General features: G+C 60.2%; 8 protein-coding genes. All 8 read right to left on the reverse strand.

Annotated features, from left to right (window positions below; translation table 11 throughout):
* Positions 1 to 38: 38 nt before the first annotated feature.
* The 8 genes from I1M21_RS04670 to uxaC all read right to left on the reverse strand — a co-directional run bounded on the left by I1M21_RS04670 (position 39) and on the right by uxaC (position 12,130).
* Positions 39 to 707 (reverse strand): SGNH/GDSL hydrolase family protein, encoded by a 669-nt coding sequence (locus I1M21_RS04670; protein WP_229025600.1) that lies wholly within the window; start codon positions 705 to 707, stop codon positions 39 to 41.
* Between the two features lie 69 nt (positions 708 to 776).
* Positions 777 to 2,942: a pectinesterase family protein gene (locus tag I1M21_RS04675; protein ID WP_195192621.1), complete on the reverse strand. Its 2,166-nt coding sequence runs from the start codon at positions 2,940 to 2,942 to the stop codon at positions 777 to 779.
* Positions 2,939 to 3,748, reverse strand: a complete 810-nt coding sequence (locus I1M21_RS04680; protein WP_195192622.1) for an alpha/beta hydrolase — start codon at positions 3,746 to 3,748, stop codon at positions 2,939 to 2,941. Before I1M21_RS04680 ends, I1M21_RS04675 begins: the two co-directional genes overlap by 4 nt.
* Positions 3,749 to 3,852: 104 nt before the next feature.
* On the reverse strand, positions 3,853 to 5,448 hold the full coding sequence (locus tag I1M21_RS04685) for a glycoside hydrolase family 28 protein (RefSeq protein ID WP_195192623.1): 1,596 nt from the start codon (positions 5,446 to 5,448) through the stop codon (positions 3,853 to 3,855).
* 115 nt (positions 5,449 to 5,563) lie between these two features.
* Entirely contained in the window at positions 5,564 to 7,123 is a 1,560-nt protein-coding gene (locus tag I1M21_RS04690) for an MFS transporter (RefSeq protein ID WP_195192624.1), read from the reverse strand.
* A 410-nt stretch (positions 7,124 to 7,533) separates the two neighbouring features.
* Positions 7,534 to 9,018, reverse strand: coding sequence for a UxaA family hydrolase (locus I1M21_RS04695; protein WP_117743190.1), 1,485 nt, complete (start codon positions 9,016 to 9,018; stop codon positions 7,534 to 7,536).
* 75 nt (positions 9,019 to 9,093) lie between these two features.
* Positions 9,094 to 10,608, reverse strand: a complete 1,515-nt coding sequence (locus I1M21_RS04700) for a tagaturonate reductase (protein WP_195192625.1) — start codon at positions 10,606 to 10,608, stop codon at positions 9,094 to 9,096.
* A 94-nt stretch (positions 10,609 to 10,702) separates the two neighbouring features.
* Positions 10,703 to 12,130 carry a glucuronate isomerase gene (gene uxaC, locus I1M21_RS04705; RefSeq protein WP_195192626.1) on the reverse strand — a complete coding sequence of 476 codons (1,428 nt, stop codon included), beginning with the start codon at positions 12,128 to 12,130 and terminating at the stop codon, positions 10,703 to 10,705.
* Between the last annotated feature and the right edge of the window lie 306 nt (positions 12,131 to 12,436).

A 12,436-nucleotide genomic window follows, 5' to 3' on the forward strand; every position in this document is an offset into this window, starting at 1 on the left:
TGAACGTTAACCCTATATTCCCCGCGAACGGCAGACTTTTAACGGCAAACGGCGGCTAAGCCCGCGGCGATGCGATGCGCCAGGCGCTCATAGCCAGCCGGGCTGTAATGCAGGCCGTCCGGCATATAGAGTTCGCGGTGCTCCGGCAAAAACGGGCTGATGCCGCTTTGCGCATACAGGTCAATCACCGGAACGGAGTAGCGGTCGCAGACTTCGAGCATCGCCCGCACGTAGGCGACCTGTGTCAACCCCAGGTGATTGAGCTCATCGCTTGCCGGGATATCCTTCTCGTGCTTACCGCTCGTCTTGCACGGCGTCATAATCACGAGCTTTGCCCGAGGCGAGCGTGCCGTGATGGTGCGGATCAGGTAATCGAGTGCACCATAGAACTCGTGCACATCGGTACTGCCCAACTCGCCAAGCGGCACGTTGCGGCTAAAGTCGTTGACGCCGCCAAAGACGATGTAGATATCGGCCGCATCGTCGATGCCGTCCAGGCGCTCGACAAACGAATCGCTGCGGTCGGCCTTGACGGCGATACGCGAACCCTTGATGCCAAAGTTCTCGACGACTGCACCTCCCAGCAACGCGCCCAGATGCGAAGTCCAAGAGATGTCGTTGCCGCCTGCGCCGCATCCGTTATCCCCCCATGTGGTCGAATCGCCAAAGCAGCAAATGGTCGATTCACTCAAGTTCTTCGTTTCCATAATCTTCTCCTCATCCGCCCATTGGCGGCCATACAGGTACGTACCGTTTATTTGCAGCATGCCGAGGGGCTATGCACGGTCGCATTTCGCAACGTGCGAATCGAGCCATTCGATATCCTCGGCAAGATGTGCCACGCCCAGATGGTGTTCACCCGGACACACCTCGTGCCGCAGGCCATCTCTGCGGCCCAGCAACTTGTAGGCATCGCGCACGATCTTGAGCTGTTCATCGACATTTTTCAGCCCGCGCGAACCGTTCAGATGATCTTCTTCGCAGCTCTGCACTAACAACGGGCGCGGCGCAATAAGCGAGGCAATATCGCCCATGTCGAGCAAGCGCCAAAGTCCGGGTGTGTAGTTGCAGCTGCAATTGCCATTGAGATGCAGCAGCGAATCGTCGACACCGTACAGATAGCCCGAGACAAACGCCTTGCGCACACGCGGGTCGAGTGCGGCCAGATACAGTGTCATGTATCCGCCGCCCGAAAAGCCAAAACAGCCCAGGTCGTCCATGGCAATGTCGCCGCGCGCCTCTAGGTAATCGATCAGACGCATGTTATCCCAGGCGTTGAGGCCCGCAACGGTAAGTCCCAGCGGCTCGGCCATGCGCGCCTGGTTTAGGCACGTGCCGCGCAGAAAGCTGTTCTCGTCATCGCCCTGACCCTTCCAGTCACGACGGTATCCCCAACCGCGTGCGTCGGGGCAGACGGTCACGTAACCCATACGCGCCAAACGTAGACCGTAGTCGTAATTGAACTTACGCACAGCATCATCGACCGCCGGCACGCCCGTCACGCCCGCAACACTTGCGGCGCCTGCTCCCTGATGGCCATGCGGGCAGATATAGCAGCGTTTGAGTCCCCGCTCATCAAGCTTAGGATGAGACGGCTCCAACAGGTAGAACGGCATCCAAACGTCGCGCTCCACCTGCAGCATCGCATGGGTGCGCACGATACCGCCGGCAACCCGCACGCGGCTGAGCTCACGAATCTCAATCGGGACGCGGTCCATAAGCGAAAGGCCCAAAACATCGTACAGGCGAGTCCTGGTCGCAATCCTCCACGCCTCAAAGTCTGCAGGGGTCTTGCCCGCAAATGCCGCCGAGCGCCCTTCGCGCTTCAGTCGGGCGCGCAGCGCAGGCTCGTCTTCGCAGTACGTCTCGATGTGCACGGTGCGGCCATTGGCAGATAGCCCAGTCGTCTCAACCGCATCACCGGTGCCTCCCTCGGGATCCCAGCCATCCGCACCGGCAAGCACCTGCTCGCGAGCGTACCCGGCGGCAGCCATCACATCGAGTTCATTCGCCCACGGCACCCAGCCGGTAGTATCACCCGCCGGCCCATGCAGAATCGCGCCAGCATACTGCACGCAGTTGTGCGCCGCCGGCTTATTCCAATCCCACCAACCTTCGCGCTTGATATGCTGTCCCAGCCAGCAATCGATCAGCACGGTCTGGGCCCACTCACGCCAAGGACGACCCAAATAGACCGAATCCGGTGCCACGTCTTGCGCGGCTGTAAACGAGCAGCCGTGGAACACGAAGCCATATGGCTCTCCCTCGGGCGTCGATGCCGCCGTCACGTAACCGTTCACGTCCATATTGCGGTTGAGCGAGCGGATCTCGCACCCCTCAAAATAGGCACACGCGCCACCAAAGATAAAGTCGACGTCGCCCTCAATCCGGCAGCGTCGAAAATACTTACGGCCCACCCGACGCGGCGCAAACTGCTTGGGCCCAATGAATCCGCCCGGTTTGACTTCGCGCGGGGGCAACGGGCCCAAAAACAGCGTGTCCTGGCGCCCCGTAATGCAACAGGCGTCGACCACCAAACGGTCGCCGTCGGCGTACAGGGCAATCGCCTGCCCCACCTCGCGACCGTCGCCGGCATCGTTGATGATCGTGAGGTTCTCGAGCCGCACGTCGTCGGCATCGACCAAAACGGTATAGGTCCTAAAGGTGCCGAGCTTTCCGTCAATGCCCGATCCGTCCCCCGAGGGCATCTTGGCGCCCAGACTGCCCACGATACGCACGCTGTCAGCCGTCTCGCCCACCAGCGTCACATACGGTCGATGAATCTCGACCCGTTCGCGGTACTCACCCGGCTCGATATGGATTGTCACTGGTTGCTCGGCATCCGGATAGAGTTGATCGGCTGCCGCCAAGGCATCGGAAATCGTTGGATATGCTCCTGCCGCAGCCCTCGAAACGCGCAGTGTATAGATGCTTTCGCTCATCGTCCATCACGCTCCCAGGCCGCGAACTGCTCAGGCCAGCCCTGAACCTGTGGCTGAATATGCTCGGCGCAGCCCTTAAATGCCGTTAGGGCCGTAGCGAGCGATGCCCCATGTTTTCCATGCGGAAAGACATGTAGGCTAAAGCCAATCCCGTGGTCGGCAAGAGCCTGCGCAAGAAGGAGGCTATTTTGAACTGACACCGATGCATCCTCGGCGGTATGCCACAAGAACGTACGAGGGAAGCCCTCGCCCACCATATTCTCGATTGACAACTTTTGAGCCAAAGCGTCATCGGCACTCGTTAGGTGTTCAAACGAACCACGATGAGCATAGGTCCCCGAGCTTACGACCGGGTAGCCCAAGCAAAGTGCGTCAGGCCGAATCGACTCAGGCGATGCCGCGATCGACTCTGCAAGCCAGGATTGGTCCCAAAGCGCCCCGAGCAAGCCAACCAGATGCCCACCGGCCGAAAAACCCATGACCGTAATCCGATCAGGATCGACACAGTACTCTGCCGCATGGCCTCGGACGGTATCGACCGCCCGCGCGAGTTCTTGCAATGCCAGCGGATAGACAGCCGGAGCAACCGAGTAGTTCAGCACAAACGCTTGGTAGCCCATCGCCAACAAACGGAGCGCTACCGGCTCGCCTTCGCGCGGTGAAACGTGATCGTAGCCGCCTCCTGGCACGACCACAACCGCAGGCAGCGGTTTTAAAGCATAAGCATCTTCGGTCGGGGCAAAAACATAAGACGCAATCGTGGCAGACGAGCCATCGACCCCGACAGGAATCGTTTTATTGAGCATGTATTCCCTTTCACCATGATGCGTAGCGCAGCGCACACGGCCGTATCGCATAAGGGCTGCATTGCCGATCTATCCGACAATGCAGCCCTGGTCATCACCCCGAGTTAGGAACGGACGACCTTGTCGACGTTCTGGAGCTGCAGCTCCTCGCCGTCCTGGCCCTCAATAACCACATTTTGCAGGTCGAGTACCTTGACGTTTTGCGCGATGATGCCCTGGCGCACCATCGGCTCCACACCACAGGCCATGGCCGGCACAAAGGGCTCGGCATCGTCGGCAAAGGTAACGTGAACGTCTTGGAACGTCAGACGTGTCACCTTGCTCTCGGGCAGACCCGTGATATAGGCCACGGCAGCATGGCAGTTGGTGGCCTCGATATCGCAAAACGTCGTGGCACCAAAGCCGGGCGTGCGGTCGTCGACAGGCAAAGCCTCGCGAGACTGCACGTAATCGGTCTTGCCGTCCTTGTCACAGAAGTAGAAGGAGTTGACCACGAAGGGCGTGAGCACCTCGTCCATGCGAATGTGCTCAAAGGTGATGCCCTCGTTAACGGCGTCCTTGCCGCGCCCGCGGCGGGTCTTGACGCGCAGGCCGCGGTCGGTGCGCTCAAAGAGGCACTTGCTCACGGTAAGGTCCTTGATGCCGCCGGCAGCCTCGGATCCCAGCACCACGGCACCATGGCCGTCGTGCATGTAGCAGTGCGAGATCAACACGTCGTGCGTGGCGGGACGAAGCTCGGGCTCAATGCCCAGCTTGCCGCTCTTGATGGCGATGCAGTCGTCACCCACCGAGAACTGACAGCCAAGGATGCGGACAAAGCCGCAGCTCTCGGGATCGAAACCGTCGGTGTTGTGGGAGTTCTTGGGACCCTCGATCGACAGGCAGAGCGCGTCGACATGCTCGCACAGGACGGGATGGATATTCCACGCCGGGCTGTTGCGCACGGTGAAGCCGGCCAAGCTCACGTTCTCACACTCGGACAGGAAGATCATGCGCGGGCGGGCGACCTCGCGGCCCTCCTCGGGGCGAAAGATGTTCTTAAAGTCCTTGTTCCACCAGTTGTCCTCGGCAAAATCGGTCTGACCGTCGATGGCACCACGACCATAGATGCACACGTCGTGCACGCCCAGACCCGTAAAGGTAGAACAGTAGGTCGAGAAACTCTCGCCCTCCCAGCGGCCCAGGGGCAGCATATCGGTGCCGGCATACCCAGCGCCCTCGTCGCCTGTGACCGTGCCCGGAATGTAGGCAAGCGCCGCGCGGTCGTGACGGGCCAACAGCACCGCTCCCTCGGCGAGCTCAATGTTGATATTGCTCTTAAGGAAGAGGGACTTGATGCGATAACTACCGGCGGGGATCAGCACGCGCCCGCCCTTGGGGCAGGCCATGATGGCAGCCTGGATGTTGGTGGTGTCGTCGTGCTCGGCATCGCCCTTGGCGCCACAGTCGCGAACGTTGATAGTAAAGGGCTCAGCCGGCGTGGTGACACCTACGCTCAGCTCACGCTCGCCACAAACAAAACGAACCAGGTTACGCTTGCCGGGGGTCAGGCCGTCGACATAGGTCTCGACCGTATTCGTGGTACCAGCGGGCTCGTCGTTGACAAAGATCTCCCACGTATCGGCGCAGGTAAAGTAACCGCCGTCGTCAAGCTCGATCACGGCCGCGCGCGCGTTGCGCCAGATAACGTTCGTCTCCATGGGTTTCTCCCTCAAAAAGATGCTCTAAAGGCAAATTGTACGCTGTTGAAAAAGGGCCGTGCCTGCCGGCGGAGTTCCGGTGGCACGGCCCTGTGATTTGGACGATATGTCGGCCTTACTCGGCGGGAGTTACGCTACCGTCCTGGAAGCCAACGTTGTTGTGGGCAAAGCAGTCCTCGTACTTAAAGCCGGAGAGCTCCTCGCAAAGCGCCTTGACTTCGGGCTTGACGTCGGCCATCTTGCCACCCTCCTTGACGCGGTGAATCTCGTCGCAAAGGATGTCGCACTGTTCCTTATCGATCTTGATGCCGCGGGCAAGGACGGCCGCAAGCAGGAAGAAGCCGGCGCAGCCGATGATCATGTAGCCGCAGATATACAGAGGAACGGTAGCGGGCTGGGTCACGGCGTCGCTATTGCCGGCGGTCTGAATGAAGCCGGAGGCAGCAAGGACGATAGCCCATACGTTGACGGCGATAGCCTGGGCGATCTGCTGGCAGAGCTGCTGCGCGGAGCTGTAGATGCCCTCGCGACGACGCAGGGTGATGAGCTCATCGACATCGGGGATGTAGTTGAGCAGGACATCGGGCAGATACTGGAAGCCGACGTAGAAGAACTTCCAGATGGCGAAGATGACGGGGTAGGCGATCATGGCGATGGCGACCGTGGAGGTGCCGTTGATCTGACCAAAGGCGAAGTAGTTGTAGGCGATGATGCACGCAGCGCAACCGACATTTGCGAGGTACCAAGACTTGTGGAAGCCCTTCTTGGCCATGAGGGCGACCCAGATGGCGGTGCAGACGATAGCGACGACCTTGCCAGGCATCTCCATCACGGACTCGTAGGACTTAGGAATCTGCAGGCAGTAGACGATGAAGAAGGACAGGCAGGCAGACCAGCAGGCAGCAGCGAGCTTCGTGGAGACCTGTGCATACAGGACCTTGCGGAAGGACTTGTTGCGGAAGGTGGAGATAACGTCGATAAAGAACTTCTTGATGCCCTCGCCGACACTCTCGATCTTCTCCTGAGCGACCTCCTCGGGGGTGTGCTCCCACGTGGACAGGTACACGCAGAGCAGCGAGATTGCCATAACCGAAGCGTTGACCGTAGCGATGATGAAGTAGCTGAACGGGTTGGTCTCGCCGAAGGTGCCAAAGCCAAAGCCGACGAGTGCAGCCATCAGGAAGCCGGCGGCGTTACCAAAGAGATGCTTGTAGCCGGTAAGGTACGTACGCTCCTTAAAGTCGTCGGTCATCTCAATGGTAAGCGGCGACAGGTTGGCGGTGCAGAACGTGTACGCGACGTTGTAGATCAGGTACAGCACAAAGTAGTACGGGAAGCCAAACGGCGTAGCCACGAAGATGAGCGGCTCGGCGATCATCATCGGGATGGCCAGCAAGATCCAGAAACGACGACGACCAAAGATACGGCCAATCTTAGTGGCATAGAAGTTATCGGCCACAAAGCTCATCAGCGGGCAAAGAATGGCGTTGACATAGATGGCAAACGAGCTGATCAGTGCAGCCTCGCCTGCGGACAGGCCGCACTCCGTGGACAGAAACAGCACCATGTAGCTGTGCGTAAAGGTCAGGGCACCGGAATTGAGCATGCCGCCCATACCAAAGCCCAAGCGCGTCCAGAATGTGATCTTACGCTTTTTACCAATCTTATTAGTCATCGAGCTCCCTCTCTTTTCTCGATTGTCTTGCAACAAGACACTGGAGTCCACGCCGACATCTGTCTGCATGCCGTTCAGGGTGAACGTTTAGCTAGATTATGCGCGATTGCTTATAATAGGTGAACGTTCACTTGTATATTATCCTTGAACGGTCGTTTTTTGCCGTTGAACGGGCCTGAAAATGAAAAAATCCCTGCATTTTTGATTATCAAGTCGATTCAGCACCACGCAACAACTAGGTGAACGTTCATTGTTCTCTGGAGATGAGGGAGGTGCCGGGCACCCTTCCCCAAAAAAGCCGTGCACGACAACGCAACGAGAAACGAAAAACGACCCCGCCGAGATTGTCCTCGGCGGGGTCGCCCAGTCTTTGCAGCAGCTTATTCAATCACGCGCTCAACGTGTCATCGCTACAGGCAGACGCCGTCCTTCCAGATGCTGATCTCGTGACAGCCGCGACGCTCGGCGCTGGTAAGCTTGCCGCTCGCCGTGTCCAGCACCAGCTGATACAGATCGCCGGCAGCCTCATCGAGCGTACGCTCGCCCGTAGCCACCACACCGGCGTTAAAGTCCATCCAGTTGGCCTTGTGGTCGCACAGGCGCTGGTTGGTGAACACCTTGAGCGTAGGCGCCGGCGCACCAAACGGCGTGCCGCGGCCGGTCGAGAACAGGATCACGTGGCAGCCGGCAGCCGTCAGGGCCGTGGTGGATACCATGTCGTTGCCCGGACCGCACAGCATGTTCAGACCATGCTTGGTAGCCTGACCGGCGTACGGCAGCACGTCGACGATGGGGGCAGATCCGCCCTTTTGCACGCAGCCGCAGCTCTTGTCCTCGAGCGTGGTGATGCCGCCATCCTTGTTGCCGGGGCTCGGGTTCTCATAGACGACCTCGCCGTGGCTAATGAAGTAGTCCTTGAAGCCGTTGAGCATGTCGGAGGCGGCGTCAAAGACGTCCTGGCTCTCGCAACGATCGAGCAGAATGCTCTCCGCGCCAAACATCTCGGGCACCTCGGTGAGCACCGACGTGCCACCGCGGGCTACGACCATATCGCTCACGCGACCGATCGTGGGGTTGGCGGTAATGCCCGAAAGACCGTCAGAGCCACCGCACTTAAGGCCAATGACCAGTTCGGAGGCGGGAATGGGCTCACGCTTGGCCCGCTTGGCCAGGTCGGCCAGCTCGGACAGGATCTTGTGGCCCTCGACCTGCTCGTCGGCTACATCCTGGCAGGTGAGGAAGCGAACGCGCTCGTGATCGAAGTCACCGAGCTCGTCGAGCACCTGCTGGTGCGTGCAGTTTTCGCAACCGAGCGATAGGAACAGCACACCCGCAGCGTTTGCGTGACGCGAAAGCGCCACCAGCAGACGGCGTGTCTGGGCGTGGTCGGCGCCGGTCTGGGAACAGCCAAAGGGATGCGGGAAGTAGTAAACGCCCTCCAGCGAACCCTCGACCAGATCCTGAGCCTGCTCGCACATGGCGCGCGCGACCTCGTTGACGCAGCCGACCGTGGGGATAATCCACAGCTCGTTGCGCGTGGCGGCGCGACCGTCGGCGCGACGGAAGCCCATAAAGGTCTCGGGCTCAACCGGCTCAACAACCGGATGTGTCGGGTTGTAAGCGTACTCGACCTCGCCCGAAAGGTTGGTCTTGACGTTATGCGTATGAAGCCACTGACCGGGCTGGATGTCGCCCGTCACGTGGCCGATAGGAAGACCGTACTTGACGACGTCCTCCCCCGCCGCAATGGCACGCACGGCCATCTTGTGGCCCTGCGGAATATCCTCCGCGGCAACGACCTCGCCCACCCCGGGAACCGCGACGGCGGCGCCCTTGGCAAGCGGCGACAGCGCGACGATCACGTTATCGGCCGGATTGATCTGGATAGTGTTCATTACAAATGGTCCTAACCCTACAGGTTGAGCAGAAGTCCAGGCGCGGGCAAGCCGTCTGGCGCCTGCACCGGGAATTTACGCCTGAGCGTTGGCGAAGGCCTGCTTGGCGCCCTCGACACGCACGACGGCGAGCGCGCTGACGACAAACTCCTCAAGACCTGCGATCTGCGTGAGGTCCTCGCCCCACATCTGCTCGTTGGTGAGCACGTCGTGCACCAGCTGGGCATCGTCGGCGCCGGCATGGGCGGCGTAGAAGTCGAGCACGAAGGCGTCGTCCTGAGCGGTGTACTCGGTGCCGTCGGAGCGACGCAGGTGCAGGCCGTCGCCCTCGCGGGACACGAGCTCCTGCGTGTAAAAGGAGATGAGCGTAGCGAGGCTCGTCGCCAGGCACTTGGGCAGGTTGCCGGTCTCGGCAACGTAGTCCTTGAGCGTGGGCAGGTCGCGAGCGCGCCACTTAGCCGTGGAGTTGAGGCAGATGGAGAGCAGCGCATGATCAATAAACGGGTTGTCGAAGCGGTTTTCGACGGCGGCGGCAAAGGCCTTGCAGTCCTCGACATCCAAGTCGGCGGCAAGCGTCGGAATGACCTCGTCGTAGAGCATGGTGTTCATGAAGCCGCGAATGGTCTCGTCATGCATGCAGTCGCGCACGATATCAAAGCCGGCAACCCAGGAACCCGGAACGAAGGCGGTGTGGGCACCGTTGAGGATGCGGACCTTGCGCTTTTTGTACGGGGTGACGTCGGGAGTCACAAAGACACCCGGCAGACCGGCCTTCACGAAGGGCAGACGCTCCTTGAGCGATTCGTCACCCTGGATGCCCCACATCTGGAAGGGCTCACGCACGGCCAAGAATGGATCCTCATAGCCCAAGCGCTCGGCCACGGCAGCGGCCTCCTTGGGATCGCGGATGCGACCCGGAACGATGGTGTCGACGAGCGTGGTGCAGACGGTGCAGTCGTTGGCCATCCACTGCGAAAACTCGTCCTCCCAGCCCCAGTCGCTCACGTACTGGTTCATGATGCGCAGCAGCTCCTCGCCGTTATGGTCGATGAGCTCGCAGGCGAGCACGATGACGCCCTGCTTGCCGGCAGCCCAGCGGGCATGGAGCACCTGGGCAAGCTTGGCAGGGAAGCTCGCGGGGGGCATGTCGTCGGCCTTGCAGGACGGATCGTAGGCGATACCGGCCTCGGTGGTGTTGGAGACGACAATCTCCAGGTCGTCGGAAACGGCGACCTCCATCATGGCGCGATAGTCGTCCTCGCGATACGGGTTGAGGCAGCGGCTGCAGGCGCTGATCACGCGGGACTCGTCAACCGTGTTGCCGTTCTCCTTGCCGCGCACCAGCACGGTGTACAGGTCGTCCTGGGCATTGATACCGTCGGCAAAGCCAAAGGCACCGCTGATGGGCTGCACCATGACGACCTTGCCGTTCCAGCCGGTGGCCTCGTTGCCCATGTCAAAGAAGCGGTCGACGAAGGCGCGCAGGAAATTGCCCTCGCCAAACTGCAGAACCTTCTCGGGAGCATCCTTGGGCAGCAAATAGCCCTTGTAGCCGATCTTCTCGAGCGCATCGTAGCTGATGTTCTCCATCTATGTGTCTCCTTAGATGTCTGTTAGCGTGCAAGCAAAACGGGGCGCCGCGTGTGGCAACGGCGCCCAGGGTTCGATGTGATTCGATGCGGGCTTAGGCCTCGACGGTGTCCAGGTCAAAGCCAAAGTAGCGGACCGCATTGTTGTAGCTGATGTCGCGCACGATACTGCCCAGCAGCTCCATGTCGGCCGGGTACTTGCCCTGCTCGACCCACTCGCCGATCACGCTGCACAGCACGCGACGGAAGTACTCGTGACGCGGGTAGGACAGGAAGGAGCGGGAGTCGGTAAGCATGCCCACAAAGTTGCCCAGCACGCCCTCGTTAGCCAAAGCCGTGAGCTGCTCGCGCATGCCGACCTCGTTGTCGTTGAACCACCAGGCGGAGCCGTTCTGGATCTTACCGGCAGTCGGAGCCTCCTGGAAGCAGCCCATGACGGTATCGATCATGGTGTTATCGATGGGGTTCAGGCTGTACAGGATGGTCTTGGGCAGGCCGCAGGTCTCCTGGATGGAGTTGAGGAAATCGGCGAGCTGGTCGGACGGCGTGTAGTTGGAGATGCAGTCGTAGCCGGTGTCGGGACCGAGCTTGGCGAACATGGCGCGGTTGTTGTCGCGCTTGCACCCAAAGTGCAGCTGCATGGCCCAGCCCAGACCGACATACTCACCGGCAACGAACTGCATAAAGGCAGTCTTGTACTTGAGGACCTCCTCCTCGGTTAGCGGCTCAGCAGCCAGGCCCTTGGCAAAGATGGCCTCGATCTCGTCGGCGGTAGCCGGGACGTACATAACGTAGTCAAGTGCGTGGTCGGATGCGCGGCAGCCCAGCTCGTGAGCAACGTCGTAGCGCTTGGAGATGGCAGCCTTCATGCCCTCGAAGTCGCTGACCTCAACGCCGGCAACCTCGGAGAGGCGCTTGCAGTAGTCGGCAAACTCCTGGCCGCGCTCGATGCGCAGGGCGGCGTCGGGGCGCATGGCGGGAACGACCTGAACGTCAAAGCTGTCGTCGGCTGCAATCTTCTTGTGCCACTCAAAGCTGTCGGCGGGGTCGTCAGTAGTGCAGATCATGCGGACGTTGGACTGCTTGATCAGGTTGCGGCAGGTGAAACTGGCCTCGGCGAGCTTGGCGTTGGCAAGGTCCCAAACCTCCTGGGCAGTCTTGCCGTTGAGGACGCCCTCGTAGCCAAAGTAGCGCTTAAGCTCCAGGTGGCTCCACTCAAAGACGGGGTTGCCGACGCAGCGACCCAGGGTCTCGGCCCACTTTTGGAACTTCTCGCGAGCAGGAGCGTCGCCAGTGATAAAACGCTCGTCGACGCCGTTGGCGCGCATCAGGCGCCACTTGTAGTGGTCGCCGCCCAGCCAAACCTCGGTGATGTTCTCGAAACGCTTGTCCTCCCAGATCTCCTTGGGGGAAATGTGGCAGTGGTAGTCGACGATGGGCATGCCCTTGGCAAAGTTGTGGAACAGCTCCTCGCCGGTCTTGGTGCTCAGCAGGAAATCCTGATCGTCCATAAAGTTTTTCATCAAACAGCCCCTTTGCTGGCAAGGCGGGCGCACGGCGCGCTCGTTATCCTTTAGGTGAACGTTCACTATACTAATCCATTGCTTCTCAAAAGGTGAACGTTCACCTAACCACCACGGGGTGAACGGTCGATTTTGTCCGTTCAACGGTTGCTGGAGATGTAACTTGCATGTATTGCGGACTGGTTGGCGTCCCCGAACACCGAACTTGAGCGCTTTTGCTCAGGTGGGTGGTAGCGCGCAGAGATGTGGTGTAAGAGGCGGGGCATGCCCCGCCTCTTCTCTTTCTTGAAAGGGAGGGGACACCGC

The sequence above is a fragment of the Collinsella aerofaciens genome (assembly GCF_015546965.1).
Lineage (GTDB): Bacteria > Actinomycetota > Coriobacteriia > Coriobacteriales > Coriobacteriaceae > Collinsella > Collinsella aerofaciens_X.